At 67.9% G+C, this 26,007-nt stretch carries 24 protein-coding genes and 3 tRNA genes; 17 read left to right on the top strand and 10 right to left on the bottom strand.

Annotated features, from left to right (window positions below; translation table 11 throughout):
- The 6 genes from E3O42_RS09085 (at position 1) to E3O42_RS09110 (ending at position 5,793) form a co-directional block, all read left to right on the top strand.
- Positions 1-1,068: an ABC transporter permease gene (locus tag E3O42_RS09085; protein ID WP_134453636.1), complete on the top strand. Its 1,068-nt coding sequence runs from the start codon at positions 1-3 to the stop codon at positions 1,066-1,068.
- Positions 1,065-2,780 carry a dipeptide ABC transporter ATP-binding protein gene (locus tag E3O42_RS09090; RefSeq protein WP_134453637.1) on the top strand — a complete coding sequence of 572 codons (1,716 nt, stop codon included), beginning with the start codon at positions 1,065-1,067 and terminating at the stop codon, positions 2,778-2,780. Before E3O42_RS09085 ends, E3O42_RS09090 begins: the two co-directional genes overlap by 4 nt.
- A gap of 5 nt (positions 2,781-2,785) precedes the next feature.
- Entirely contained in the window at positions 2,786-3,670 is an 885-nt protein-coding gene (locus tag E3O42_RS09095; RefSeq protein ID WP_134453638.1) for an ATP-binding cassette domain-containing protein, read from the top strand.
- Positions 3,667-4,659: an NAD(P)-dependent oxidoreductase gene (locus E3O42_RS09100; RefSeq protein ID WP_134453639.1), complete on the top strand. Its 993-nt coding sequence runs from the start codon at positions 3,667-3,669 to the stop codon at positions 4,657-4,659. The genes E3O42_RS09095 and E3O42_RS09100 overlap by 4 nt, the downstream gene beginning before the upstream one ends.
- Before the next feature lie 85 nt (positions 4,660-4,744).
- Positions 4,745-4,817: transfer RNA gene (locus tag E3O42_RS09105), tRNA-Asn, on the top strand.
- Between the two features lie 100 nt (positions 4,818-4,917).
- On the top strand, positions 4,918-5,793 hold the full coding sequence (locus E3O42_RS09110; RefSeq protein WP_134453640.1) for a sensor histidine kinase: 876 nt from the start codon (positions 4,918-4,920) through the stop codon (positions 5,791-5,793).
- Between the two features lie 3 nt (positions 5,794-5,796).
- On the opposite strand, the gene def is transcribed toward E3O42_RS09110, so the two are convergent.
- A complete protein-coding gene (gene def / locus E3O42_RS09115) occupies positions 5,797-6,363 on the bottom strand; it encodes a peptide deformylase (RefSeq protein ID WP_134453641.1) in 567 nt (188 codons plus the stop codon).
- Positions 6,364-6,403: 40 nt separating this feature from the next.
- Between def and E3O42_RS09120 the strand changes: the two genes are divergently transcribed.
- The 4 genes from E3O42_RS09120 to E3O42_RS09135 all read left to right on the top strand — a co-directional run bounded on the left by E3O42_RS09120 (position 6,404) and on the right by E3O42_RS09135 (position 10,642).
- Complete coding sequence (locus E3O42_RS09120) at positions 6,404-7,318, top strand: DMT family transporter (RefSeq protein ID WP_134453642.1); 915 nt, start codon at positions 6,404-6,406, stop codon at positions 7,316-7,318.
- 200 nt (positions 7,319-7,518) lie between these two features.
- On the top strand, positions 7,519-8,769 hold the full coding sequence (locus E3O42_RS09125; protein ID WP_134453643.1) for a glycosyltransferase: 1,251 nt from the start codon (positions 7,519-7,521) through the stop codon (positions 8,767-8,769).
- Between the two features lie 34 nt (positions 8,770-8,803).
- Positions 8,804-8,877: transfer RNA gene (locus E3O42_RS09130), tRNA-Ile, on the top strand.
- Between the two features lie 16 nt (positions 8,878-8,893).
- Positions 8,894-10,642, top strand: a complete 1,749-nt coding sequence (locus E3O42_RS09135; protein WP_134453644.1) for a bifunctional 3'-5' exonuclease/DNA polymerase — start codon at positions 8,894-8,896, stop codon at positions 10,640-10,642.
- A gap of 1 nt (position 10,643) precedes the next feature.
- On the opposite strand, the gene E3O42_RS18275 is transcribed toward E3O42_RS09135, so the two are convergent.
- Positions 10,644-11,282 carry a PadR family transcriptional regulator gene (locus E3O42_RS18275; RefSeq protein WP_241984740.1) on the bottom strand — a complete coding sequence of 213 codons (639 nt, stop codon included), beginning with the start codon at positions 11,280-11,282 and terminating at the stop codon, positions 10,644-10,646.
- A gap of 157 nt (positions 11,283-11,439) precedes the next feature.
- Here E3O42_RS18275 and E3O42_RS09145 point away from each other — a divergent pair, with 157 nt between their 5' ends.
- Complete coding sequence (locus E3O42_RS09145) at positions 11,440-11,961, top strand: DUF3145 family protein (protein WP_134453645.1); 522 nt, start codon at positions 11,440-11,442, stop codon at positions 11,959-11,961.
- 53 nt (positions 11,962-12,014) lie between these two features.
- Here E3O42_RS09145 and E3O42_RS09150 read toward each other — a convergent pair whose 3' ends face one another.
- From E3O42_RS09150 to aceE, 6 genes are all read right to left on the bottom strand, one after another.
- Complete coding sequence (locus E3O42_RS09150) at positions 12,015-13,250, bottom strand: beta-ketoacyl-[acyl-carrier-protein] synthase family protein (protein WP_134453646.1); 1,236 nt, start codon at positions 13,248-13,250, stop codon at positions 12,015-12,017.
- Between the two features lie 109 nt (positions 13,251-13,359).
- Positions 13,360-13,608 (bottom strand): acyl carrier protein, encoded by a 249-nt coding sequence (locus tag E3O42_RS09155; RefSeq protein WP_022883990.1) that lies wholly within the window; start codon positions 13,606-13,608, stop codon positions 13,360-13,362.
- Between the two features lie 62 nt (positions 13,609-13,670).
- Positions 13,671-14,672 carry a beta-ketoacyl-ACP synthase III gene (locus E3O42_RS09160; RefSeq protein ID WP_134453647.1) on the bottom strand — a complete coding sequence of 334 codons (1,002 nt, stop codon included), beginning with the start codon at positions 14,670-14,672 and terminating at the stop codon, positions 13,671-13,673.
- Positions 14,673-14,702: 30 nt separating this feature from the next.
- On the bottom strand, positions 14,703-15,623 hold the full coding sequence (locus tag E3O42_RS09165) for an ACP S-malonyltransferase (protein ID WP_134453648.1): 921 nt from the start codon (positions 15,621-15,623) through the stop codon (positions 14,703-14,705).
- 113 nt (positions 15,624-15,736) lie between these two features.
- Positions 15,737-16,942, bottom strand: coding sequence for a PucR family transcriptional regulator (locus E3O42_RS09170; RefSeq protein WP_134453649.1), 1,206 nt, complete (start codon positions 16,940-16,942; stop codon positions 15,737-15,739).
- An 8-nt stretch (positions 16,943-16,950) separates the two neighbouring features.
- Complete coding sequence (aceE, locus tag E3O42_RS09175; RefSeq protein ID WP_134453650.1) at positions 16,951-19,677, bottom strand: pyruvate dehydrogenase (acetyl-transferring), homodimeric type; 2,727 nt, start codon at positions 19,675-19,677, stop codon at positions 16,951-16,953.
- 241 nt (positions 19,678-19,918) lie between these two features.
- On the opposite strand from aceE, the gene E3O42_RS09180 reads away from it, so the two are divergent.
- The 4 genes from E3O42_RS09180 (at position 19,919) to E3O42_RS09195 (ending at position 21,708) form a co-directional block, all read left to right on the top strand.
- Entirely contained in the window at positions 19,919-20,386 is a 468-nt protein-coding gene (locus E3O42_RS09180) for a peroxiredoxin (protein WP_134453651.1), read from the top strand.
- A gap of 62 nt (positions 20,387-20,448) precedes the next feature.
- Positions 20,449-20,521 (top strand) — tRNA-Val (locus E3O42_RS09185).
- A 55-nt stretch (positions 20,522-20,576) separates the two neighbouring features.
- Positions 20,577-21,287 (top strand): GAF and ANTAR domain-containing protein, encoded by a 711-nt coding sequence (locus E3O42_RS09190; protein WP_134453652.1) that lies wholly within the window; start codon positions 20,577-20,579, stop codon positions 21,285-21,287.
- A gap of 82 nt (positions 21,288-21,369) precedes the next feature.
- Positions 21,370-21,708 carry a hypothetical protein gene (locus E3O42_RS09195; protein WP_134453653.1) on the top strand — a complete coding sequence of 113 codons (339 nt, stop codon included), beginning with the start codon at positions 21,370-21,372 and terminating at the stop codon, positions 21,706-21,708.
- Between the two features lie 49 nt (positions 21,709-21,757).
- Here the strand turns inward: E3O42_RS09195 and E3O42_RS09200 are convergent, their stop codons facing one another.
- Both E3O42_RS09200 and E3O42_RS09205 read right to left on the bottom strand, forming a co-directional pair.
- On the bottom strand, positions 21,758-22,639 hold the full coding sequence (locus E3O42_RS09200; protein ID WP_134453654.1) for a universal stress protein: 882 nt from the start codon (positions 22,637-22,639) through the stop codon (positions 21,758-21,760).
- Positions 22,636-23,505: a universal stress protein gene (locus tag E3O42_RS09205; protein WP_166787942.1), complete on the bottom strand. Its 870-nt coding sequence runs from the start codon at positions 23,503-23,505 to the stop codon at positions 22,636-22,638. Before E3O42_RS09205 ends, E3O42_RS09200 begins: the two co-directional genes overlap by 4 nt.
- 152 nt (positions 23,506-23,657) lie before the next feature.
- Between E3O42_RS09205 and E3O42_RS09210 the strand changes: the two genes are divergently transcribed.
- Both E3O42_RS09210 and E3O42_RS09215 read left to right on the top strand, forming a co-directional pair.
- Positions 23,658-25,376 carry a sensor histidine kinase gene (locus E3O42_RS09210; RefSeq protein ID WP_241984741.1) on the top strand — a complete coding sequence of 573 codons (1,719 nt, stop codon included), beginning with the start codon at positions 23,658-23,660 and terminating at the stop codon, positions 25,374-25,376.
- On the top strand, positions 25,376-26,005 hold the full coding sequence (locus tag E3O42_RS09215; RefSeq protein ID WP_104162666.1) for a response regulator: 630 nt from the start codon (positions 25,376-25,378) through the stop codon (positions 26,003-26,005). Before E3O42_RS09210 ends, E3O42_RS09215 begins: the two co-directional genes overlap by 1 nt.
- The last annotated feature ends 2 nt before the right edge of the window (positions 26,006-26,007 follow it).

The following is a 26,007-nucleotide window of genomic DNA, read 5'->3' on the forward strand; positions in this document are numbered from 1 at the left end:
ATGACACGGATCGATTCCCCGCCCCGCAGGCCCAGCCGCCTGGCCAGCCTGCCCATCATCCACCAGCTCCACCAGAGCGTCGGCCTGCAGCGCGGGATGCTCGTGGCCGGCCTGGTCATCACGGCGCTGTTCGTCCTCACCGCCATCCTGGCGCCCGTGGTCGCACCGTACGGCTACAGCCAGTTGCGCGGTCCGGACGGGGTCTTCGGCGCCCAGCAGCCCCCCGGCGGTGCGCACCTGTTCGGCACCACGGTCGGCGGGTACGACGTGCTCTCCAGGGTGCTCTGGGGCGCCCAGACGGCCCTGTTCGTGATCGTGGTGGCCGTGCTGTTGTCGATCTTCGCGGGTGTGTTCCTGGGCCTGGTGTCCGGCTACTTCGGCGGCTGGCTCGACCGCGTGCTCGTGGTCGTCTGCGACGCCGTGTACGCGTTCCCGTCGCTGCTGCTGGCCATCGTGATGTCCATCGTCATCTCCGGCGGCAAGTCGAACCTCATCGGCGGTGTCATGGCGGCGGCCATCTCGATCACCGTTGTGTTCATCCCGCAGTACTTCAGGGTGATCCGGGCCGAGACCGTGCGGATCAAGTCGGAGGCCTACGTCGAATCCGCGCGCGTGCTGGGTTCCGGAAACATCCGGATCATGGTCAGGCACGTGTTGCGCAACGCCACCCGCACCCTCCCGCTGATCTTCACCCTCAACTCCTCCGAGGCCATCCTCACCCTCGCCGGACTCGGCTTCCTCGGTTTCGGAATCGAACCGACCGCTGCGTCGGAATGGGGCTACGACCTCAACAAGGCCATCTCCGACGTGTCCAGCGGAATCTGGTGGACCTCGTTGTTCCCCGGCCTGGCGATCGTGCTGGTGGTGATGGGAATCACCCTGGTCGGCGAGAGTCTGAACGACCTGGCCGACCCCCGGCTGCGCGGCCGCCGCGCGGTCGGCGCCAACTCCGGCCTGGTCGCCGAGACCTCCGTGGTCCCCGGCGGCACGCTGACCGCCGGTCCCGGGGGTCTCGACGGGCTCGAAAGCGGCACCATCCACCCGAACGACGGCGAGGCCACCTCATGAGCTCCAGGCACACCGACCGGTCCGAGCAGACCGTCCTCCGGATCGACGACCTCGGCGTGTCCTTCTCCACCGATGCCGGTGCCGTGCGCGCCGTCGACGGGGTCAGTCTCAGCGTTCGCCGCGGCGAGGTCCTCGCGATCGTCGGCGAGAGCGGCAGCGGCAAGACCGTCACCGCCAAGACGATCCTCGGGTTGCTGCCCGAAACCGCGGTCTCCGAGGGCGCCGTGATCCTCACCAGCCGGGACGGGGCCGATGAGAACAACGTCATCGCGCTCAGCCGCCAACGTCTGCGCCAGGTGCGCGGCACCGACGTCTCCATGGTGTTCCAGGAGCCGTCCACCGCGTTGAACCCTGTCTACACCGTGGGCTGGCAGATCATGGAGGGCATCAGGGCGCACGGCGCCGTCAGTCGCGCCGACGCCAGGAAGAAGGCCATCGAGATCCTCGGCAGGGTCGGCATCCCCGACCCCGAGGTGCGCGTCAACTACTACCCTCACCAGTTCTCCGGCGGCCAGAAGCAGCGGGTGGTGATCGCCATGGCCCTGGTCCTCGAACCCGGACTGATCGTCGCGGACGAGCCCACGACGGCACTGGACGTCACCGTGCAGGCCGAGATTCTCGACCTGCTCCGCCGCTGCCGCGACGAGTTCGGCACCGCGATCGTGCTGATCACCCACAACATGGGTGTCGTGGCTGACCTCGCCGACAGGGTCGCGGTGATGTACCAGGGCAAGGTCGTGGAGGAGGCCGACGCCCGGACCCTCTTCACCTCCCCCCAGGACCCGTACACCCAGAGGCTCCTCGCCGCGGTGCCGTACGTCGGCCAGGGCGTCGTACGGGCAGCCGCCAGGGCCGAGGCCCGCGCCCCGGAATGGGCCGCCCAGGCACCCGTCGTCGTCGCGGACAACCTGCGCATCCAATACCCCGGCAGGCTCGGCCGGCCCGGCTTCGTCGCCGTGGACGGCGTGAGCTTCTCGATCCGCCCTGGCGAGGTGCTCGGGCTGGTGGGCGAGAGCGGGTCGGGTAAGACCACGATCGGCCGGGCCATCGCCGGCCTCACCAGGGTCACCGACGGGTCGCTGAGCGTTCTTGGTCATGAGATGAACGGATTCAAGGAGCGACGGTTCAAACACCTGCGCAGCGACATTGGTTTCGTGTTCCAGGACCCAGCCTCCAGTTTCAACCCGCTGCTCACCATTGCGGACTGCGTCGCAGAACCCCTCGTGGTGCACGGACGGGCCGCCAACCCCCGCGCCGCGCGGGCGCGGGTCGACGAACTGCTCGAAGCTGTACAGCTGCCGCGGGCCTACGGCGACCGCTTCCCCCACGAGCTCAGCGGCGGTCAGCGCCAACGGGCCAGCCTGGCCAGGGCGCTGGCGCTGGAACCAGCTCTGCTGATCGCGGACGAGCCGACGTCGGCCCTGGACGTGTCGGTGCAGGCCAGGGTGCTGGAACTCTTCGCCGAACTGCAACGGGAATTCGGCTTCGCCGCCCTGTTCATCAGCCACGACCTTGCCGTCGTGGACATCCTCGCTGACCGGATCGCCGTGCTGTACCACGGCCGCCTGGTCGAGGAGGGCACCGGTGCCGAGGTGCTTGGATCACCCCGCGACCCGTACACCCAGCGTCTGCTCGCGTCCCTGCCGGTGCCCGATCCGGCCGCCCAGGAACTGCGCCGGGAAGAACTCCGGAGGCTGCGTGCGGCAGGATAGACGTCATGAGACGCGTCGAATCAGATCCGTATCCGATCGTTGCCAGTGACCTGACCGTCGAATACGCGGCCCACGGCGCCAGCTCCGCCTTCGTGGCGGTGCGCGGACTGACGCTGACCCTCGGCCGGGGGGAGGTCCTCGGGCTGCTGGGCGAGAGCGGGTCGGGAAAGAGCACGATCGCCCGGGTGCTCTCGGGCGCAGAGTCCGGAAGCGGCCACGGCGAGGTGCGCGCACAGATCACGGGCGGGCAGGCGACGGTGCTCGGCTACCCGCTGCGGCGCATCGGCCGCCGCAAACTCGCCAGGCTCACCTTCGGCGTGGGGATGCTCGCCCAGAATGCGGCGAGCACCCTCCCGGCCAGCCTCACCGTGGCGGACATCGTTGCCGAACCCGTCCTCGAACGTGATCGGCGTTACGACACGGCTGCGCTGGAGACCCTCGTCGCGACAATGATCGACGCCGTGCGCCTGCCGCTTTCCGTGCTGGGCACGTACCCCTATGAGCTCAGCAGTGGACAACGCCAGCGCGTGGCACTGGCCAAGGCGCTGGTCTTCGGACCGGAGTTGCTCATCGCCGACGAGCCCACCGCGGGAGTTGATGCCCTGGTGCGCGACGACGTCATCGACCTGATCGGTGAGCTGCAACGCGAACGCGCCTTCTCGGCGGTACTGATCAGCAACGACCTCAGCGTGCTCCGACGGGTCGCCGACCGGATCGGGGTCATGCACCAGGGAGTCCTGGTCGGCCTGGGCACCATCGACGAGGTCTTCGACAACCCGTGGCACCCGTACGTCGTCGAACTCGCCGCGGCGCTGACGCTGGACGGCACAGCGCTTGGCTCCGCAGCGTTTGATTCCGACGGCGACACGGACCGGAGTCCGGAGGCATGACCGGGCAGCACCGCGAAGTCCTCTCCGACGAGCCCGAGCGCGACGCCGACGCCTGGCGACCGGCGCCCGGCGCCGTGACCATCCTGCCGGCGGAAACGGCGCTCTTCGCAGACGCCGTCGGCCGGGCCGGGGGAGCGGTGGCGCCGCTGTCACCGGCCACCAGGGGTCTCATCTGGCTCTCCTACGACCGGGCCGCGGAACTCGGCGAGGTACTGGCCGAGAACCCCCAGATCGGCTGGGTTCAGTTGCCCTGGGCCGGTGTCGACGCCTTCGCCGACGTTCTCTCGAGGCATCAGCGGGCCGACCTGCTCGTGACCAGCGCCAAGGGGGCCTACGCCCAACCGGTGGCCGAACACGCGCTGGCACTGATCCTGGCGTCGCTGAGGGTGCTCCCCGAACGGGCCAGGGCGCGGTCCTGGAATGTCGCGCCCGCAGGTGCGTCGCTCTACGGCCGCTCGGTGCTGATCATCGGGGCCGGTGGCATCGCCAGAGAGCTGATCCGACTGCTCGAACCGTTCGGCACCCACATCGTGGTGATGCGCCGCAGCTCCCAGCCCGTGCCGGGCGCCGCCCGCACCGTACCGGTGGGGCAGTTGACCGCCGAACTGCCGCTGGCTGACGTCGTCGTGGTTGCCGCCGCGCTGACCGGCGATACCAGGCACCTGCTCGGTGTCGCGGAACTCGCCCTGATGGCGCCGACGGCCCACCTCGTGAACATCGCGAGGGGACCACTCGTCGATACCGACGCCCTCGTGGCCGCGCTGGCCGCCGGAGCCCTCGCGGGCGCGGCCATCGACGTCACCGACCCTGAACCGCTGCCGGACGGGCATCCGCTCTGGAACGAGCCCCGGTGTCTCATCACGCCGCACATGGCCGACACGCCCGAGATGACCGCGCCGCTTCTCGCCGAGCGAATTCGCCGCAATGTGGCCGCATTGCTGGGAAACGGGCCGTTTGTCGGGGTCGTCGACCTCGTTGCGGGGTACTGACCGGACCGGCGGATTTGGTGCACGGCGAACTTTTGGTAAAGTAGCTACGCTGTTCAAGCGAAGGAAATTCTCGCAGAGCACGCATTCCTCGATAGCTCAATTGGCAGAGCAGCGCACTGTTAATGCGCAGGTTCTTGGTTCGAGTCCAAGTCGGGGAGCGAAAAGGCCACTAGGGGCTCCACCCCCGGTGGCCTTTTTTGTGCCAGAGGGCGGTCGTGGCCGCTAGTCTGATCCCGAAACGTGCGAAAGGTGGCGGTTGTGTTCCCCTGGCAGACTCTCAGCGCCGTGCTGGCGGTGCTCTCTCTGGCACTGCTCGTTTTCTGGTTGCTGGCCGTGGCGCAGCAACGCCGCAACCGCTTCGCCAGGTCGGCCGCAGAACGCGTGCGCATCGACCTCGAGCTGTCGCTCGCCGAGCAGCACGGTCGTCTCGCGATCATCCGCGAGCTGCAGGACATCGCCGTGTTGTCTCTTGCCCGCCTCATCACCCGGGCCGAAGGGGCACGCTATACGGCCGGGAGCGACCCGTCCACGGCTGTGCGCGCCGCGACGGCCCTGGTCGAGGACGGCCGGGTGACGCTCGCCGACCTGCGCCGGGTCCTGACCATCGCCAGGGAGGGCGAAGCGATCGCCACCAGCCAACCGGGTCTGCAGTCGGCCCGCAATCTCTTCGGCGTGATGCGTGATGCCGGCCTGGCCGTCGGTTTCACCGAGTCTGGTGACAGATTCCCGCTCAAGCCGGGGGCGGAGCTGGCCATCTACCGCATCCTGCAGAGCGCCCTCGCGAATGCGCTCAAGCACGGCGGAGCCGGCACCGAGGCACGAGTGTCGTTCACCTGGACCCAGGACGGCCTGCAGCTGCTCATCGACGATGACGGCATCCGGGCCGCGGCCAGGCGAGAGAGCGCGTCGCCCTCGGATTTCGCCGCCAGGACCACGTACACGATCGACGATGACCTCAAGGCGCTGAGCGAGAGCATCTCCGGCGCCGGGATCACCCAGATGCGCGAACGCGCCCAGCTCTTCGGCGGGATTTTCAACGCCGGAACCGTGCCGGGGGTCGGCTTCTCGGTCTCAGCCGTCTTCCCGTCGCTGCGCTTCCACAACGGCGTGCACGGCGTCAACCTGACGCGCTAAGCCTCAGCTCTCGAGGTCGTCCACACCGGGCAGCCAGGTCACACCGGGCATGCCCCAGCCGCGCTTGCGGCTCACCTTGGTGGCGATCTTGGCGTAGAAGTGCTCGAGCCTGTCCACATACAGGGTGCCGTCGAGGTGGTCGAACTCGTGCTGGAAGATGCGGGCCAGCCAGCCGTCCGCCCGAATCTCGAACGGCCTCTGGTCGAGATCCACTGCGCGCAGCACGGCCGAGGCCGCGCGCTGCAGCGGGAACCGCTCGCCGGGGAATGACAGGCACCCCTCGACGTCTTCGTCCTCATCGGCCTCGCCGGCGGGGACCGGCGTGATCCACAGCTCCGGATTGATCGCGACCCCTCTGGTCTCGATCTCGTCGTCATCGAGGTAACTGAACGTGAACAGTCGCAGCCCGACGCCCACCTGGGGTCCGGCTAGACCGACACCGGGAGCGGCATCCATCGTCTCGAACATGTCCTGCACCAGCGTGCGCAACTCGTCGTCGAATTCGACGACGGGCGCGGCGGGGGAGTGCAGGACGGGATCACCTGAAATTACTATCGGTCGTACGGCCATTCAGCAAGGATATCGGCATGGATCTCGATAGTCTCGTTGAGTGACTGGCGACCTGACAGACCTGGCTGGAGAGATCGCCATCGATCCACGCCAGGCAATCGGAATCCCGCTCGCTTTGATCGGCGCGGTGTTCCTGTCGCTGGGCGCACAATTCCAGCACCGGGGCGTGACCAAGGTGGAATCGCACACGAGGGAAATCACCGGCGGGCTCAACACCCGACAACTGGTCCTCTTGCTCTCGCGGCCCTCCTGGGTGTTCGGCACGCTGATGCTCGGCCTGGCCATCGCCTTCCAGCTCACCAGCCTCGCGTTCGCGCCCCTCATCGTCGTGCAGCCCCTCGGCGCAGTGGCCCTGGTGATCACGGCGATCCTGAACGCCAGGGTAAGCCATGTCAAGCTGAACCGGGCGTCGGTCATCGCGATCGCCATGTGTGTCGGTGGGGTCGGACTCTTCGTCACCGTCGCCGCGTTCACGGCGGTCGACAAGCCCGTGACCGACGCGAACCTGATCACCATCCTGGTCGTCCTTGCGGTGGTCCTTGCCGCCTTCGCCGTCGCGTTCGTGATGCTCCGCAGCCGGTTCAAGGCCATCTTCTACATCATCGGCGCCGGCGTGCTCTACGGATTTGTGGCCACCCTCGCCAAGGTCATCATCAACCGCATCCAGAACGGCAATTTCGAGTGGCTCACCCTCGTCTGTGTCGCCGGCCTGCTCCTCGCAGCGGCTTCAGGCGCCTACTTCGTGCAGAACGCGTACTCGTCGGGTCCGCCCGACCTGGTCATCGCGGGTCTCACCGTGATCGACCCGATGATTGCCGTCGGCATCGGCGTCATCGTGCTGGGGGAGGCATCCCAGGCGCCGGCCTGGGCGGCCGTCCTTTTCGCGATCGCCGGGGCGGTGGCGATGTGGGGCGTCTTCAGGCTCGCGAAGTATCACCCGCAAACTCAGAGCTGACCGGTGGTTTTCGTGAACGCGCCGCGTCTGGGGGGCTGCCATGGCGTAGGCGGTTTAGAATAGGGTGCTAACACACCTCGACGGCCACGTTCCGTCGAGACCCAGACTTCGTGCCGGACGCGATCCCCGGCCCACCTACGTAGGGACTACGCCACTTGTGCGCTTCATCAGATTTACCGGGCAGCTCGGCTGACCGGGCCATGCCGGCGACATCGAAACCCATCCGGGTTCTCATCGCCGCCGACACCTTCGCGCCCGATGTGAACGGTGCGGCCCGGTTCGCGGAACGGCTAGCCGCCGGACTGGTCGGGCGCGGCCACGTGGTGCAGATCATGGCTCCCGCCCCGACGCGTAAGCACGGCACCTGGACGGAGGTGCACGAGGGTGCATCGATGACCGTGCACCGCCTACACAGCTGGCGGTGGCGCCCGCACGACTGGCTGCGCTTCGCGTTGCCGTGGATCGTGCGCAAGCAGAGCCGAGCCATCCTCGACTCCTTCCAGCCCGACGTCGTGCACTTCCAATCCCACATCGTCGTGGGCCGCGGTGTGTCGATCGAGGCGCAGAAGCGCGGGATCCGCATCATCGGCACCAACCACTTCATGCCGGAGAACATGCTGCAGTTCTCCCTGGTACCCAAGGGTTTCCAGGACCAACTCGTCCGGGCGCTCTGGAAGGACGCCGAACACACCTTCAAGCGCGCCGAGGCCGTCACCACGCCCACCCGCCGGGCGGCCGAATTCCTGGAGAAGTACACCGGACTGGCGGGCGTGCAGGCCATCTCCTGCGGCATCGACGCAGACAACTATTCGCCCAGTTTCGCCCCGCGCACCGAGAACCGAATTCTCTTCGTCGGCCGGGTCACCGGTGAGAAGCAGATCGACGTCCTCGTTCAGGCCGTCGCCCTGCTGGATCCAGGCCTGAACGCCCAGGTCGAAATCGTCGGCGGTGGCGACCAGCGCCGGAACCTGGAACACCTTGTGGAGTCGCTCGGCCTCAGCGCAGCGTTCACGTTCACGGGTTACGTCACCGACGAGGAACTGCGCCAGGCATACTCGCGGGCCACCGTGTTCGCGATGCCGTCCATCGCGGAACTGCAGAGCATCGCGACCATGGAAGCCATGGCTTCGGGTCTCCCGGTCGTGGCGGCCAACGCGATGGCACTGCCGCACCTGGTCCACGACGGGCAGAACGGTTACCTGTTCCAGCCGGGCAGTGCCCAGGACCTCGCGGACAAGCTGACCCGCGTGTTCACCAGGTCGCCCGAAGAATTGGACGCCCTCAAGCACGAGTCGCTGAAGCTGATCGAGGCCCACGACATCAAGCGCACCCTGACGACATTCGAACGCCTCTATCGCGGCGAACCGACAACGGACCCTCACATCGCAGCGCTGCCGGATCCGGCCGCGGCTCACCCGCCGGTCCTGGACGTCACGCCCCGGCGCGACTAGAGAGCGGCGTCCGGCCGATACTATGGTCAGGCACGGGGTGGTAGCTCAGCTGGTTAGAGCACGCGGCTCATAACCGCACGGTCACGGGTTCAAGTCCCGTCCACCCTACGAGAAAGCACGGACTGTGTACATCCTGGTGACCGGATCGCCCTCGGAGCGCATCCGCGTCAGGGAGCTCGACTCCGCCGGGGTTCCCGCAGGGGCCGACACGCTACTGTCCACACCGGAGTTCCGCGTGTTGGTGCGGGAGCGGGACCAGGACGTCGTGCGCTGGGTCTGGGCGGACACGGCGCGGATCTACCCCGTCGTGCTGCAGGGCGGTCTCACGGTCCAGCGCTGCCACGATCTTCGGCTGTGCCACGCCATCCTGCGCAATTCGGAACTGACCGGCGGCAGCGCCCTGGCGAACGCCCCGGCCGGACGCTGGGATGCGCCTGCCGCAGCCGCACCCGTCGAATCCCGGCGCACCGCCTTGTTCGAGATGGATCTTGGTGTGGGCGAGGACGACCGGCTGGAGCCGGCCGACGACGATGCCCTGACGGAGTTCCAGGCCCAGCTCCTGGCTGTCCGTGCCTCGGCAGATCCCGGCCGGTTGCGCCTGCTCCTGGCCGCGGAATCCGTCGGCGCCCTGATCGCGGCCGAAATGCAGTTCGCCGGCCTGCCGTGGCGAAGCGCGATCCACGACAGCCTGCTGACCGCAGAACTGGGTCCGCGGGCTGCCACCGGCATCCGACCGGCGAGGCTGGAAGAACTGGCGGCGCGGATCCGCACCGAACTGGGCGACCAGGCGGTCAACCCGGATTCGCCGCCGGACCTGCTCCGGGCGCTCAACCGTGCCGGACTGGCCGTGGCCACCACGCGGGCGTGGGAGTTGGAGAAACTCGAACACCCCGTCATCGAACCGCTCCTGCGTTACAAGAAGCTGTCCAGGCTGCTGGCCGCCAACGGATGGTTCTGGATGGAGAGTTGGATCATCGACGACCGCTTTCATCCCGAGTACCTGCCCGGCGGGGTGGTGACCGGACGATGGGCCACTCGCGGCGGAGGAGCGCTGCAGCTGCCGCGACAGATTCGCGGAGCCGTCGTGGCCGACCCCGGCTGGAGCTTCGTGGTCGCGGACGCTGCCCAATTGGAGCCACGGATCCTGGCCGCGTTGTCGACGGACACCGCCATGGCCGCCGCGGGACGGGGGACAGACCTGTATGCCGGAATCGTGGCGAGCGGAGTGGTGGAAACCCGCGCTCACGCGAAGGTCGCCATGCTCGGCGCCATGTATGGCGCCACCTCAGGGGAAAGCGGGCGCCTGTTGCCCCGGCTGGCGCGCGCGTACCCGAGGGCGCTTGCGCTGACCGAGGCGGCGGCCAGGGCGGGGGAGCGCGGTGACGTGGTCAGTACCCGGCTGGGCCGGTCCTCGCCTCGGCCGGGGAGCGGCTGGCAGGACGACCAGGCGCACGCGTCGGAGGCCGGGGCGTCACCGGCCGACGAACGCCGGGCCAGGAGCCAGGCCAGAGACTGGGGCCGATTCACCCGTAACTTCATCGTGCAGGGAAGCGCCGCGGAGTGGGCGCTGTGCTGGATGGCCGAGATCAGGAAGGGGCTTCGGGCCCTGCCGGTCCCGCCGAGCCTGCCCAGCCCGGCTGCACGGGAAGGGATGGGCGAGCGCAGACCTCCCATTCCGTTCTCTGAGACCCCTCATCTGGTCTTCTTCCTGCACGACGAGGTCATCGTGCACACCCCCGCGATCCTGGCCGACGAGGTGGCGCGAATCGTCACCGAGGCGGCGTCGGCGGCGGGACGGCTGCTGTTCGGCGACTTCCCGGTGGACTTCCCGTTGACCTGTGTTGTGGTGGACAGCTACGCCGACGCGAAATAACTCACGACGATGTGGCGGGCCGACGACCTCGTTTGGGGCGCAGCAGGCTCAACTCACGGTGCAGCAGGGGCGCCCCGGCCGTTGGAGCGTCATCCGCGGCAGCGGCCACGGTGTCGAGCCAGGCGAGCGCGGCCCTGGCCTGGAGGCGATGGGCCGCGGTGACCAACCGCTCCTGACCGGATTCCCCGGGGGCTCCTCCGCGGTCTCCGCCGCGGTTCAGCAGCAGCAGCCAGACGGTTCGGTAGCCCGCCAGCAGCGGGGTGAGATCAATGTGCGGCAGGGAGGAGGCGATCAGCACCCTGTCCAGCATGTCATTCCATTCGGCTCCGGAGTCACTGTCGGTCTCCAGCAGCCACGCCAGGGCCTGGTCGCGGCCGTCATCGGTGAGCCTGTACAACGGGAGGCCGTCCGCCGTGCTGCCCGCCGCCTCAACGGAGCCCTGGCGGACCAGACGCTCCAGGGTGCTGTAGATCTGTCCCACATTGACCGTGCGCCGTCCGGCGGTCCGGGTGCCCAGCTCGCCATGCAGCTGAAAGCCATATGCCGGGCCCATGGTCAGGATCGCGAGCAGCGAGTTGCGTACCGACAACGATGCCTCCAGCCTCCGGCTGCGACGGTCGTTGTCGACCTCTAAAGCCATACCGAATATACATTAGAGAATGGCCGAGCGCTGGGATTTCCCGGCCGCGTGGGGCATAATTCAGCTAGCCGCCGAAAAGTGTTCCGCGGGTTCTGGACTGTTTCGAGATCGTTGGGGAAGACGCACCTCGAACACCACCCAGGGAACGGAGAACACTATGACGGCACCCCGCACTCGTCAGTCACCGGCTGCACGGGGAGTTTTGTATGTGCACTCGTCGCCGCGCGCCCTGTGCCCGCACGTCGAGTGGGCCGCCGGCAGCGCGCTCGACGAGGCGGTCAGTTTCCGGTGGAGTGAGCAGCCTGCCCTCGCGGGCGCCCAGCGCGCGGAGTTCTTCTGGGAGGGCGCTGCGGGAAGCGGAGCAGCCATCGCATCCGCCCTGCTGGGCTGGGATCAGCTGCGTTTCGAGGTGACAGAGGACCCGGGGCCGGGCAGGGATGGCGGCCGGTGGTTGCACACTCCGGCCCTGGGCATCCACTTCGCCCAGACCGACACCGCCGGGAACGTGGTGCTGCCGGAGAATCGGCTGCGGGCGGCCATCCACGCGGCCGGTACCGACACCGTGCACCTGCACCGCGAACTTCGACGCGCGCTGGGGCAGGCCTGGGACGACGAACTGGAGCCCTTCAGGCACGCCAGCGACTTCTCGAGCGTGGTCTGGCTGCACAATGTTGGCTGAGGACAACGCCGCGGACCGGAGCGGCGGGCGGGACCGGGCCCGCCCGCAACGGATCAGACCGAGCGGAACGCGACGACGGCGTTGTGACCGCCGAAGCCGAACGAGTTGCTGATGGCCAGGAGATCGCCGACGCCCAGGACGCGCGGTGAGGTGACGACGTCGAGCGGGATGGCGGGGTCCTGCTCGGTCAGGTTGATGGTCGGCGGCAGGATCCGTTCGGACAGGGCCTTGACCGTGAACAGCGCCTCGATCGCGCCGGCGCCACCGAGCAGGTGTCCGGTGGACGCCTTGGTCGCCGAGACGGCGATGCCGTCGAGGAGGTCACCGAACACGCGGCGGAGCGCGTTGTACTCAGCGATATCGCCCACCGGGGTGCTCGTGGCGTGGGCGTTGATGTGCATCACATCGGACAGGTCGGCGCCGGCGTTCTGGATCGTCGCGATCATGGCGCGGGCGGCGGCCGAACCTTCGGGGTCCGGCGCCGTGATGTGATACGCATCGCTCGTGATGGAGCCGCCGAGCAGCTCGGCGTAGATGCGCGCGCCGCGGGCACGGGCGTGTTCTTCGGTCTCGATCACGAGTGCGGCCGCGCCTTCGCCCAGGACGAAACCGTCCCGGGAGACGTCGTAGGGGCGGGACGCGGTGGCGGGGTCGTCGTTGCGCTTGGAGAGCGCCTGCATGGCCGCGAAGGACGCGATCGGCAGCGGGTGGATGGCCGCTTCTGAGCCGCCGGCGATGACGACGTCGGCCAGTCCGGCCTGCAGGCGGTTGTACGCGTTGACGAGGGACTCGGTGCTCGACGCACACGCTGACACCACCGTGGTGATGCCGGCACGTGCGTGCAGGTCCATGCCGATCGCCGCTCCGGGACCGTTGGGCATCAACATGGGCACGGTCATGGGCAGCACCCGACGGGGTCCGCGCTCACGCAGGGTGTCCCAGGCGTCGAGCAGGGTCCAGACTCCGCCGATGCCCGTGGCCCAGTCGACGGCGAGCCGTTCAGGTTCGACGGCGGGCATGCCGGCGTCGGCCCAGGCTTCGCGGCCGGCGATCAGGGCGAACTGGCTGGACGGGTCGAGGCGCTTGGTCTCCTGGCGGGCCAGAACGTCGACGGGGCGCACCCTGGCCTGGGCGGCGAAGGTGATGGGGAGCGCGGTGCGCTCAACCCATTCGTAGTCGAGGGTGGTTGCGCCGGACTCGCCGGCGAGGAGGGCGTTCCAGGTGTCGGTGGCGTTTCCGCCGAGGGGCGAGGTGGCGCCGAGGCCCGTAATAACGATCTTTTTGGTCATAACAACGACTCTCCGTGAGAACGTGCGCGAAGCGAGGTGGAAACCCCGAGTGGAGCGTCCCTGGAAAACGGGCCGGCTGGCTGAGCCAACCGGCCCGTTCGGCGTGGACCTAGTCCTGGGCCTTGACGATGAACTCGACGGCGTCGCCGACGGTCTTGAGGTTCTTGACCTCTTCGTCGGGGATCTTGACGTCGAACTTTTCCTCAGCGTTGACGACGATGGTCATCATCGAGATGGAATCGATGTCCAGGTCGTCGGTGAACGACTTGTCCAGCTCAACCGTGTCGGTTGCGATGCCCGTCTCGTCGTTGATGAGCTCGGCCAGGCCGGCAAGAACTTCTTCGGTGGACAATGCCATGTTGTTTCTCCTTGGGGGGTGTCTCGTTTGACCGAGACTCAGTTTAGTTGGACAGAGGGAAGCTACGGCAGCACAACCACCTGCGCGCCGTAAACCAGGCCGGCTCCGAAGCCGATCTGGAGGGCAAGACCTCCGCTGAGTTCGGGGTGTTCCTCGAGCAGGCGGTGGGTGGCAAGGGGGATCGACGCGGCCGAGGTGTTCCCGGTCGTGGCGATGTCGCGGGCGATGACGACGGACTCTGGCAGCTTGAGCTGTTTGGCGAATTCGTCGACGATGCGCATGTTCGCCTGATGGGGGATGAAGGCGGCGAGTTGGTCGGCCGTGATGCCGGCGGCGGCCAGGGTCTGCTTGGCGATCTTCGCCATGTCCCAGACGGCCCAGCGAAAGACGGTCTGGCCCTCCTGGCGGAGCGTGGGCCATTCCTTCTCGCCCCGACGGTATTCCTGCAGGGTGCCGTTCATGCCCACGGCGTCCGCGCGCCCGTCGGAGCCCCACACCGAGGCGGAGATACCGGGGTACTCGCTCGGGCCGATGACGACGGCGCCGGCGCCGTCGCCGAGCAGGAACGAAATACTCCGGTCGGCGGGGTCGACCATGTCGGAGAGCTTTTCCGCGCCGATGACCAGCGCATAGTGGGCGGCACCGGACCGGATGAGGGCATCCGCCTGGGCGACACCGTAGGCGTACCCGGCGCAGGCGGCGTTGAGGTCGAAGGCGGCGGCGGGAACCGCACCGATGCGTTCGGCGACGACGGCGGCCATCGACGGCGTCTGGCGGCCGTTGCTGATGGTGGCGATGATGATGGCGTCGATGAGCTCGGGGTCGATGCCGGAGCGTTCGATGGCCTCGAGGGCGGCGGTCGTGGCGAGGTCGACGGCCTGCACGTCCTGGCTGGCTCTCGTGCGGGTGATGATTCCGGTGCGCTGCTGAATCCACTCGTCGGAAGAGTCGATCGGACCGACGAGGTCGTTGTTGGGAACGATGAGGTCACCGCGGGCGGCGCCGACGGCGAGGATTCGGGTGTACTGGGCGCCCTGCGACTGCAGGAGTTGTGGCTGGGTCATTCGTCTCTTCCGGTGGCGACTCTGGCTGATTCAGGCCTGGTGGTCGATCAGTGCGTACGCAGTGGGCAGATCGTCGGGGGTCTTGATGGCCACGCTCGGGATGCCCCGCAGGGCGCGCTTGGCCAATCCGACGAGTGCGCCGGCCGGTGCGACCTCGATTATTCCGGTCACTCCGGCGTCGGCAAACGACTGCATGCACAGGTCCCACCGTACCGGCGACGAGACCTGACCGACGAGCAGGTCGACGAAACGCGACCCGTCGGTCACCATGCTGCCGTCGTGATTCGTCCACAGCGGCAGGGTCGGGCTCTGTGGGTCCAGGCTGGTCGCCACGTCGGCGAGGTGCGCCACGGCGGGGCGCATGTGGCGGGTGTGGAAGGCGCCGGCCACCTGCAGGGGGACGACCCGGCTCTTGGCTGGCGGGTCGGCGGCGAGGGCGGCGAGGGCCTCGAGGTCGCCGGCGACCACAACCTGGCCGCCGCCGTTGAAATTGGCCGGTTCCAGGCCGAGGGTGGCGAGGCGAGCGAGGAGTTCGGCTTCATCGCCACCGAGGACGGCGCTCATCCCGGTGGGAGTGAGGGCGGCGGCGGACTTCATGGCGCGCCCGCGCTCCCCGACGAAGGTGAGCGCGTCTGCGGCGCTGAGCACTCCGGCACCGGCCGCGGCGGTGATCTCACCGACGGAGTGCCCGGCGATGCCGCCGATGGCGGCGCGGCGGCCGTTGGCGACGAGGGCGGTCAGGGCGAGGAGACCGGCGGCCACGATGAGCGGCTGGGCGATCGCGGTGTCGCGGATCGTGTCGGCGTCGGCGAGGGTTCCGGCCGCGACGAGGTCGGTCGATGACTGCTCTGACATGGTCCGGAGCTGCTCGGCGTAGGCCGGGTTCTGCAGCCACGGTTCGAGGAATCCAGGCGTTTGCGAGCCCTGACCGGGACAGACGACAACAATCATTTCCTTAGTCTCCCAACTTGGAGTGGACACGGGGTGTGGGTAATCTACCGACTATCCGCGGAACGTTTGTCCACAAACGCAAAGCGCCCTGCAGAGCGGTCGAGCGCGGCGGTTCAGCGGCGCCTGGTCGATCCATCGTGGTCGCTGATCGAGCCGATGATCAGCGCGGACTGCAGAATGAGCGCTTCCCTGGCCCCGGTTGCGTCGTAGCCGATCACGTCCGACACCCGCTTGAGGCGATATCGCACGGTGTTGGGGTGCACGAAAAGTTCGCGCGCCGTCGCTTCGAGGGACCGCCCGTTGTCCAGGTAACACCACAGCGTGGTGAGGAGCTCGGTGGAGTGCGCCTGCAGCGGGCGGTAGATCCGGTGGATGAGCGTTGCACGCGCGAGCGGATCGCCGGCCAGTGCCCGCTCAGGGAGCAGGTCGTCCGCCTGCACCGGCCTGGGCGCGTTCCGCCACGAGCGGGCGACGGCGAAGCCGGCCAGGGCGGCCTTGGCGCTCTTGGACGCGTCGACGAGGTTGGGGACCTCGTGGCCGAGCACGAGATGGCCGGGCCCGAAGCTGGGCTCAAGCTGCATGGCGATCTCCATGAAGCTCAGGGACGCCGGCGTTCCGGCGGCCTCGTCGGTCTCGGGATTGGCCGGATGGGCGCGGCCGATGACCAGCACCAGCCGGTTGCCCTGCACACCGATGAGCACGTCGGCGGTCATGTGCCGCGCCGCCCGGCGCAGCTGGTCGACGTCGAGCATTTTCGGTGTGGTGCCGACGAGCACACAGACCTCACCATGGCCGTGCCAGCCGAGGGCCGCGATCCGGCTGGGCAATTCGTCGTCGTACTCGCCGCTGAGGATGGAGTCGACCACCAGGGCTTCGAGCCTGGCGTCCCAGAGCCCTCTGGCCTCTGCGGCGCGGGCATAGACATCCGCCGCACCGAAGGCTATTTCACGCGAGTACAGCAGGATCGCTTCGCGGAGGGTCGCCGAGCCGTCCTTGACTCGCTCTTCGACAACCTCCACGGTGACCCTGATCAGCTGCAGGGTCTGCTGCAGGCTCACCGAGCGGAGCAGTTCCCTGGGCGCGGCACCGAAGACGTCCGCGGCGATCCACGGTGTCGACCGGGGGTCGTCGTACCAGGAGATGAAGGAGGTGATGCCGGCCTGGGCCACCAGGCCGACGGCGGACCGCCGCCCTGGCGGCATGTCGCCATACCAGGGCAGCGTGTCCTCGAGTCGTTTCAGAGTCGCCGTGGACAACTCACCCGAAATCGTGCGCAACCAGGTGAGGGTCTGTTCCTTTGTCTTCGGCGCCGGCGACACGTTCCGGGTTAGCTCTCGCCACCGGCCGAGCCGGTGTTCCCGGCCAGGACATCGTGCAGGCGGTACTTGTCGATGGCCTGCTGGATGAGGCTGCGGTCCACCTCGCCGCTGTTGGCGAGCTGCTGCAGGGTGCGGACCACCATGGACGGACCGTCGATCTTGAAGAACCGGCGGGCAGCGGGGCGGGTGTCGGAGAATCCGAAGTCATCGGCGCCCAGGGTGGCGAAGTCGCCGGGGATGAACTGGCGAATCTGATCCGGCACGGCGTGCATGAAGTCGGAGACCGCCACGAACGGACCGGCGGTGTTGGCGAGCTTGTCCGTCACGTACGCGGTGCGCGGCTCCTCGTTCGGGTAGAGGAAGTTGTGCTCCTCCGCCGCGAGGCCGTCCCGGCGCAACTCGGCCCAGGACGTGACCGACCAGACATCGGCGGACACCCCCCAGTCCTCGGCGAGCAGGGTCTGCGCTTCGAGCGCCCACGGCACCGCAACGCCGGAGGCCAGCAGCTGGGCCTTAGGGCCGGCCACGATGGATTCCGACACGCGGTGGATGCCGCGGATGATGCCGTCGACGTCGACATCGGCTGGCTCGACGGGCTGCACCTGCGGCTCGTTGTACACCGTGATGTAGTACATGACGTTGGGGTCGGTGTGCGTTCCGCCGTACATCCGCTCGAGGCCGGAGCGCACGATGTGCCCGATCTCGTAGCCGAAGGCAGGGTCGTACGACACGACGGCCGGGTTGGTCGACGCGAGCAGCGGTGAGTGGCCGTCGGCGTGCTGCAGGCCTTCACCGGTGAGGGTGGTCCGGCCGGCGGTGGCGCCGATCATGAAGCCGCGGGCCATTTGGTCGCCGGCGGCCCACATGGCGTCGCCGGTGCGCTGGAAGCCGAACATCGAGTAGAACACGTACACCGGGATGAGCGGCTCACCCTGGGTGGCGTACGAGGTGCCCACGTTCGTGAAGGCGGCGAGGGCGCCGGCCTCGTTGATGCCGACGTGGATGATCTGGCCCTGCGGGCTTTCCTTGTAGGCGAGCAACTGGGCGTGGTCAACCGACGTGTAGTGCTGGCCGTTGGGGTTGTAGATCTTCGCGTTCGGGAAGAACGCGTCGATGCCGAAGGTGCGGGCCTCGTCGGGGATGATCGGCACGATGCGGTGGCCGAAGTCCTTCGAGCGCAGCAGCTCCTTGAGCAGCCGCACGAACGCCATGGTGGTGGCGATCTCCTGGGTGCCAGAGCCCTTCTTGGTGACGGCGTAGGTCGAGTCGTCCGGCAGGTTCACCTGGGTGTACTTGCTGCGACGCTCCGGCAGGTACCCGCCGAGCGCGCGGCGGCGCTCGTGCATGTACTGGATGGCCTCGTCGCCGTCGCCGGGGGTGTAGTACGGCGGCTGGTACGGGTTGGCCTCGAGCTGGGCATCCGTGATCGGCACGTGCATGCTGTCGCGGAAGGTCTTGAGGTTGTCCAGCGTCATCTTCTTCATCTGGTGCGTAGCGTTGCGCCCCTCGAAGCTCGGACCCAGGCCGTAACCCTTGACGGTCTTGGCCAGGATGACGGTCGGCTGGCCCTTGTGCTCCGACGCGGCCTTGAAGGCGGCGTAGACCTTGCGGTAGTCGTGGCCGCCGCGCTTGAGGTTCCAGACCTCGTCGTCGGTGTAACCCTCGACGAGTTTGAGCGCGCGCGGGTCGCGGCCGAAGAAGTTCTCACGCACATAGGCGCCGCTCTCGGCCTTGTAGGTCTGGTAGTCACCGTCGGTGGTGACGTTCATCAGGTTGAGCAGCGCACCGTCGGTGTCGCGGGCGAGTAAGTCGTCCCACTCGCGGCCCCAGACCACCTTGATGACGTTCCAGCCGGCGCCACGGAAGAAGCTCTCCAGCTCCTGGATGATCTTGCCGTTTCCGCGCACCGGGCCGTCGAGGCGCTGCAGGTTGCAGTTGACGATGAAGTTGAGGTTGTCGAGACCCTCGTTGGCGGCGACCTGGAGCTGGCCGCGGCTTTCGACCTCGTCCATCTCACCGTCGCCGAGGAAGGCCCAGACCTGCTGGTCGCTGGCGTCCTTGATGCCCCGGTTGGTCAGGTAACGGTTCAACTGAGCCTGGTAGATCGCGTTGATCGGGCCCAGGCCCATCGAGACCGTCGGGAACTGCCAGAACTCCGGCATCAGCCGAGGGTGCGGGTACGACGAGATACCGTCGGGCGCGTGGGACTTCTCCTGGCGGAAACCGTCGAGCTGGTTGGCGCTGAGCCGGCCCTCGAGGAAGGCTCGGGCGTAGGTGCCGGGGGAGGCGTGGCCCTGGATGAAGATCTGGTCTCCGCCGCCCGGGTGGTCCTGGCCGCGGAAGAAGTGGTTGAAGCCGGTCTCGTAGAGAGCGGCTGACGAGGCATACGTCGAGATGTGGCCGCCGACGGCGATGCCGGGTCGCTGGGCGCGGTGCACGAGCACGGCGGCGTTCCAGCGGATCCAGGCGCGGTAACGGCGCTCAATGTCCTCATCGCCGGGGAAGTCAGGCTCGTTCGACGAGGCGATGGTGTTGATGTAATCCGTGGTGGGCACCATCGGAACGTTCAGGTGCAATTCCTTGGACCGCTTGAGCAGGCTGAGCATGATCTCGCGGGCCCGGCCTGGGCCATTGGCCGCGACCAGCGCGTCGAGGGATTGCGACCATTCGGAGGTCTCATCCGGATCGGCGTCCGAGTTGTCCATTGAATACGGGTCTTGGTCGTTGACAGTCACACTCGACCTCTTTCTGTAGGGCAGATCGTGTGGGGGAGGATCATGCCTGGTTAGGCGTGCCGGACAGAACTAGGTCGGGTCGCGACCGAAAGGCACCCCGTCAGCCTAGTGATTCTTACTGGGAAGCGCGTACGGCGACACCGGCGTGCGCCGGGTCAGTGTTGGTGAAGCCCCCGCGGGCGGCTAGGCTTTCCCCCCGTATTCAGCCATCGTTCCCCGATGGCCGGAAAGGACACCCACTATGGCGCTGGAGAACGACACCCAGGCACCCGATTTCGAGCTCGTCAGCCAGTACGGCGAGCGAATCCAGCTCAGCCGGTATCGGGGTGAGAAATCGGTGGCGCTGGTGTTCTTCCCCCTGGCCTTCTCCGGCATCTGCAGCGGTGAACTCTGCGAGCTGCGAGACAACCTCGCCCTCTTCGCCGACAACAGCGTCGAACTGATCGGGATCTCCGTGGACTCCCGGCACACCCTGCGTGCCTGGGGCAATCAGGAGGGGTACGGGTTCACCCTCCTCGCCGACTTCTGGCCGCACGGTGCCGTCGCGAAAGAGTACGGCGTATTCCTCGAAGACAAGGGCTTCGCCAACAGGGCGACCTTCCTGATCGACCGCGACGGCATCATCCGGGCGAGTTTCATCACCGCACCGGGGGAGGCGCGCTCGCTGGCGGCGTATCGGGCCGCCCTCGACGAGCTGCAACCGGTCTAGTTTTCGTCCCGGTCGTAAAGTCGCTAAGCTCGTCCCATCCTGTTCCGGAAGTCTTCGGTCGGGGGCCTTTAGCTCAGTTGGTAGAGCGCCACGTTTACACCGTGGATGTCATCGGTTCGAGCCCGGTAGGGCCCACACTTCTCCCGCATGCCCCCGATCACAATGGCTCCGAGTCATTTATGATGGAGTGATGGCGACACAGACACGCGAGGGCAAACTCGTCGAGGCCTTCGTGACCCTCGCCGACACTCTGGTGGTCGGCTACGATCTCGTTGACCTGTTGCACACCCTTGTCTCCCAGTGCGTGCCGCTCTTCGGCGCGTCGGCCGCAGGAATCATCCTCACCGACGACGAGGAGTTCGAGGTTGTAGCGTCCACCAACGAGCGCAGCCGTCTCGTCGAGATCCTCCAACTGCGCAGCGGCTCCGGACCGTGCGTGGAGAGTGTGGTCACAGGGCACTCTGTCAGCGTTCCCGACATTGCGGCATCAGGTCCGAAGTGGCCACGCTTCCGCGCCGGCGCCCTCGAGCAGGGCTTCGCGTCGATGTTCTCTGTGCCGATGCGACTGCGTGCGACAACAATCGGTTCCCTAAACCTGTTCTGGGAACGCACCGGTGGGCTGGGGACCGCCGACGCGCCGACCGTGCAGGCCCTCGCGGATGTGGCCACGATCGGGATCCTCCAGGAACGGGCGTTGCGGGAAAGCGATGTCGCGCGCCAGCAACTGCAGTACGCGCTGAGCAGCCGTGTCGTAATCGAGCAGGCCAAGGGCGTTATCGCCTTCACCCGCAGCGCCACCATGGATGAGGCCTTCACCCTGATACGCCAGCACGCCCGGTCGAACGGCACGCCGCTGGTCGAGGTGGCCGCTCGGATAGTCAGCGGAGACCTCGCGCTTTAGCCCCGACAGACGTAGAATTTACCCATAGCCCCAGACCCCGGCTGCAGCACGTGTCCAACTCCGTGACCAGCAGGGAAGCATCATGAAACGCATCTATCATCCGGGTGGCTCAATCATCACCGGTAGTGCACTGGCTGACGCTGTCATGCTCTACGCCGAAGCGCTCAGCAACCGCCGGGAAACCGACGTCGTGGACATTCCGGTGATCGCCGCAGACGGCAGTCACGGTCGGGCGCAGTTCCTGATCGGGACGTCCAGCCAACTGGTCAGCGTGACCAGCGCCGACAGCGAACGGGAACTCACCGAGATCGCGACGACCCAGGCGTTGCAGAACAAGGTGCGGGTGGGAGCGATGCCCGCGTCGTTGGTGTGGGCGGGTGCCCCGGCGGGGTCGCCACAGTTCGACGAATTCGACTACTGACCGCCGCCGGACAGCATGACCACGCCGGAAGCACCAGGTTCGGATGCCCTCAGGCGCTGGCCGAGGAAGCGAGCGATGTCGTGTCGCTCGTTGCGACGATCCCGCGGGCGATGAGCACGGGGACGTTGATGTTCATCAGGACATCGTGGGTGACCGAACCGATCAGCGTGTTCTCGCCGTGCCGTGTGGACACTCCCAGGATCAACAGGGCGGCGTCGAAACTGGCGTCGAGGAGGGCCTCGGCCGGGTCCCGGTGGGCGATACGACGCCGCACCGTGATTCGGGACGCCGTCGAGGAGGCCAGGGTGGCGGCGTCCTGCAGCAGCCGTGCGGCCAGGGGATTGCGGTCCTCACCGGAATCCGAGCGCGACGACTCCGAGCGCGGCGCACCCGGCGGAGCGTAGACCAGGAGGAGATCCTGGTCCAGCCGGCCCGCCTCCTGCGCACCCATCCGCACCGCGGGAAGGGAACCGTCGGTGCCGTCAACACCGACGACCACATCGTGGCGGGAATCGAGAGTCGTGTCGGGCACGATGGCGACGGAGCAGCGCGCCGCGGACGCGATCTGCACGCTGCGCGAGCCGAGCACCCGGCCGCGCAGGAAGCCGGTCTTGTGCGTGCCGACGATCAGGAGGTCTTCGGGGCTGGGCAGCGCGGCGAGGGCCCACGCCGTGCCGCCGTGCACAATCCGTGTCGTCAAGGTCACCTCGCTGTGCAGCGCCGTGACCCTGGCGGACTCCTCGATCAGGAGCTCCCTGGCCTGTCGCTCCGCATCGGCGGCGGCGTCTCGTCCGACCAGGCCCCATTCGTCGTCGACCGTGTTGACGAGCACCACGTCGGCGTTCCGCTCGGCGGCGCGGCGCACTCCCCAGCGCAGCGCAGCGCGGCTCGGGCCGGAACCGTCGACACCGATGTAGTAGGTGGCACTCATTCGGGCGCCCCCGATCGCTGGGATTCGGCGGCGTGCCGGCTGCGAGGAACGACGACGACCGGGCAGGGCATGTTCAGGAGCACGTCGTGACTCACCGAACCGAGAATAAGGCCGGCGACTGGACCGCGTCCGTGCGTTCCCACGACGAGAAGCGCCGCGCGCCCGGCCGACTCGACCAGTGCCGGCGCCGCGGCGCCCTGCACCAGGGTCCCGGATGCGTCGACGGCCGGGTGTTCGGCCCTGACCCTTTCGAGGGCGCGCGCGAGGATGTCCTCGTGCGCCTCAATCAGGGCGTCGAACGGCACGGCGGCGCCGTACTCGACGCCGAGGGTCGCCGGGATCGACCAGGCGTGCACAAGTTCGAGCGGTACGCCGCGGCGGACGGCCTCGACCGCAGCGACGTCGAGGGGGGCATCCATGGTGCCGTCGTCCTCGATCCCGACCACGACCGTGTCTCCGCCGGCGACCCAGCCGGCCGGAACGACCACGACGGCAGAGCGCGCATGAGCGGCAAGCCGAAGGGGCAACGTGCCGTGCACGGCGCCGGCCAACGCGCTGGTCTTGTTGGTCCCGATCACGAGCAGGTCGGCGTCGGAGGAGGCCCGCACCAACTCGTCGACGGGAATGCCCCGGCGTACGACACCGGTCGGCTTGACCCCGGGGACGTTCTGCGCGACGAAACGGGTGGCCTCGGCCAGGGCCCGTTCGTAGACGGGCTGGAAGTCATCCTCCGGGCCGCCGACCGGCGACCAGCCGAGTTCGACGACGGTGGTCAGCTCCAGACTGATCGGCACGCTCTCGGCCCTGGCCAACGCCCAATCCAGGGCGGCCCTGCTCGCCGGACCCCCGTCAACAGCTACGATCACTCTCTCAACCATGAGTTGATCTCCAGTTCTTCCCGGGGTGCTTCGGGAGATGACACATCTCCAGAATGCGCCGGAGGGGGAAACCGCGGAAGGGCCGAAGGTCCCAGTCAGGTACACTTTGGGCTAGCTCCGACCGAAAGGGGACGCAATCCGTGACCGTTCCTGAGACCAGGCTTTCCTTTCCCGACGGGCCGCGATCAGCACTCGATCAGGCGCTGTCCGAACTCGTCCTGAACGCCCAGAAGGTGCTCGCCACTCAGGGCCGGCTGCGCAGCCTGCTCCAGGCCAGCCAGGCGGTCGTCGAGGAACTCGACCTCGCCGCGGTGCTGAGACGCATTGTCGACGTCGCTGTCGACCTCGTCGGTGCCCGCTACGGCGCGCTGGGCGTCATCGCGCCCAACGGCAATCTGGAGCAATTCATCCACGTCGGCATCCCGGACGAGCTGGCAGCCGAGATCGGTCATCTGCCCGCCGGGCACGGTCTGCTCGGTGCCCTCATCGACGATCCACACGCCATCCGCTTGACCCACCTCGGCGAGGATTCCCGGTCCTCCGGCTTCCCGGCGCACCACCCGCCGATGGACAGCTTCCTGGGAGTGCCCGTGCGGGTGCGCGGCGAGGTGTACGGCAACCTCTATCTGTCCAACCAGCTGTCCGGCGCGTTCAGCGAGGAGGACGAGGAACTGCTGACGGCCCTGGCCGCGACCGCAGGCATCGCGATCGACAACGCGCGCCTCTTCGACGAGACCCGCCGCCGGCAGCGGTGGTCGGCGGCCTCGGCCGAGATCAGCGCCACACTGCTCTCCGACCGGGCTGACGCCTCCCTCGAACTCCTCGCCGACCGTTTCGCGTCTCTGGCCGACGCCGACCTCGTGTGCGTGGTCCTCGCCGCAGGCGAAAGCACGCTCATCGTCGACACCGCCAGGGGAAAGCTCGCCAAGCAGGTGAAGGGACTGGTCATACCGTCGGCCGGAACCACCGTCGGGCGCGCCTTCGAGAGCGGCCAGCCCATCCTCTCCGCCGACGGCGGAGCCAGTCTCGACCAGCCCGACTCCCAACTGGTGCTCGGCCCGACGATGGTGATCCCGTTGCTCGCCTCCGGCCGCACCCACGGTGTCATGACGGTGTCCCGATCCACCGGCCGGCCCCGTTTCACCACCTCCGACCTCGAGATGGCGGCAGACTTCGCCGGCCAGGCCAGCGTCGCCCTCGAGCTTGCCCGGGGCCGGTCCGCCGGACAGAAGCTCGCATTGCTTGAGGACCGGAGCCGGATCGCACGCGACCTGCATGACAACGTCATCCAGCGCGTGTTCGCCGCCGGCATCGGCCTGCAGGCCATCAGTGGGTCGGTCGACGACCCCGACGTACGGGAGCGCATCATCGAGGAGGTCGTGGCGCTGGACGTGGCGATCGTCGAGATCCGTACCGCCATCTTCGCCCTGACCGCCCAGACCAGCCGCGACCGTGGCTCGATCCGGCACCGGGTCATCGACATGCTCAGCGAGCTCGCGTCACTGTTCGACCAGACACCCCGCCTCGTCTTCACCGGCCCGATCGACCTGCTGACCCCACCGGAGATGTCCGACGACATCGCCGCGGTGATCAGGGAGGGGCTGATGAACGTCGTCCGTCACGCCGAGGCGACCGAGACCGTCGTCAACCTCAGCGTCGCGGATGACCTCGTCGTCATCGAGGTCGTCGACAACGGCATCGGAGTCGTGGAATCCGACCGGCGAAGCGGACTTGCGAACCTGTCGGCCCGGGCGCAGCAGTGGGGCGGTGACCTCGTGCTCGAGAACCGTGCCAGGGGCGGCAGCCGACTGCGCTGGACCGCGCACTTCGAACCTGAACCTCTACGAAAGGAATCGTGATGATCCGAGTCTTCCTCGTGGATGACCACGAAGTCGTGCGCCGCGGAATCGCGGACATGATCAACGCTGAGCCCGACCTCGAGGTCGTCGGCGAGGCGTCAACGGCACGGCAGGCCGTCGCCAGGGTCGCGGCGACGGTGCCCGATGTGGCAGTGCTCGACGTGCGGCTGCCGGACGGCAGCGGCATCGACGTGTGCCGCACCATCCGGTCGGCCAACCCGGTGGTCCAATGCCTCATGCTCACTGCCTACGACGACGACGAGGCCAGCTACTCTGCTGTCCTGGCCGGCGCGTCCGGGTACGTCCTCAAGGACATTCGCGGGCAGCACCTCGTCGAGTCCATTCGTCGGGTCGCCCGTGGTGAGTCCCTCGTCCAGAAGGCCGTCACCCGCAAGGTCGTCACGGAGCTCACCGGCACCGCCGCCGACTCGCCGGCCTCCAATCTCACCACCAGGGAGCGCCAAGTGCTGGAGCTGATCGCGGAGGGACTGACCAACCGCCAGATCGGTGACCAGCTCGACCTGGCCGAGAAGACCGTGAAGAACTACGTGTCGGGCCTGCTCGCCAAGCTCGGCATGGCCAGGCGCACGCAGGCGGCCGTGTACGGCGCCGGGTTGCGCCCGCGGTAGAC

It is taken from the genome of Cryobacterium adonitolivorans, from assembly GCF_004402695.1.
Classification (GTDB): domain Bacteria; phylum Actinomycetota; class Actinomycetes; order Actinomycetales; family Microbacteriaceae; genus Cryobacterium; species Cryobacterium adonitolivorans.

Bases quoted from the DNA above. Each gene is read 5' to 3' on its own strand.
- E3O42_RS09085 (WP_134453636.1), top strand. From the start codon at position 1: ATGACACGGATCGATTCCCCGCCCCGCAGGCCCAGCCGCCTGGCCAGC.
- E3O42_RS09090 (WP_134453637.1), top strand. From the start codon at position 1,065: ATGAGCTCCAGGCACACCGACCGGTCCGAGCAGACCGTCCTCCGGATC.
- E3O42_RS09095 (WP_134453638.1), top strand. From the start codon at position 2,786: ATGAGACGCGTCGAATCAGATCCGTATCCGATCGTTGCCAGTGACCTG.
- E3O42_RS09100 (WP_134453639.1), top strand. From the start codon at position 3,667: ATGACCGGGCAGCACCGCGAAGTCCTCTCCGACGAGCCCGAGCGCGAC.
- def (WP_134453641.1), bottom strand. From the start codon at position 6,363: ATGGCCGTACGACCGATAGTAATTTCAGGTGATCCCGTCCTGCACTCC.
- E3O42_RS09125 (WP_134453643.1), top strand. From the start codon at position 7,519: ATGCCGGCGACATCGAAACCCATCCGGGTTCTCATCGCCGCCGACACC.
- E3O42_RS18275 (WP_241984740.1), bottom strand. From the start codon at position 11,282: ATGGCTTTAGAGGTCGACAACGACCGTCGCAGCCGGAGGCTGGAGGCA.
- E3O42_RS09145 (WP_134453645.1), top strand. From the start codon at position 11,440: ATGACGGCACCCCGCACTCGTCAGTCACCGGCTGCACGGGGAGTTTTG.
- E3O42_RS09150 (WP_134453646.1), bottom strand. From the start codon at position 13,250: ATGACCAAAAAGATCGTTATTACGGGCCTCGGCGCCACCTCGCCCCTC.
- E3O42_RS09155 (WP_022883990.1), bottom strand. From the start codon at position 13,608: ATGGCATTGTCCACCGAAGAAGTTCTTGCCGGCCTGGCCGAGCTCATC.
- E3O42_RS09160 (WP_134453647.1), bottom strand. From the start codon at position 14,672: ATGACCCAGCCACAACTCCTGCAGTCGCAGGGCGCCCAGTACACCCGA.
- E3O42_RS09165 (WP_134453648.1), bottom strand. From the start codon at position 15,623: ATGATTGTTGTCGTCTGTCCCGGTCAGGGCTCGCAAACGCCTGGATTC.
- E3O42_RS09180 (WP_134453651.1), top strand. From the start codon at position 19,919: ATGGCGCTGGAGAACGACACCCAGGCACCCGATTTCGAGCTCGTCAGC.
- E3O42_RS09190 (WP_134453652.1), top strand. From the start codon at position 20,577: ATGGCGACACAGACACGCGAGGGCAAACTCGTCGAGGCCTTCGTGACC.
- E3O42_RS09195 (WP_134453653.1), top strand. From the start codon at position 21,370: ATGAAACGCATCTATCATCCGGGTGGCTCAATCATCACCGGTAGTGCA.
- E3O42_RS09200 (WP_134453654.1), bottom strand. From the start codon at position 22,639: ATGAGTGCCACCTACTACATCGGTGTCGACGGTTCCGGCCCGAGCCGC.
- E3O42_RS09215 (WP_104162666.1), top strand. From the start codon at position 25,376: ATGATCCGAGTCTTCCTCGTGGATGACCACGAAGTCGTGCGCCGCGGA.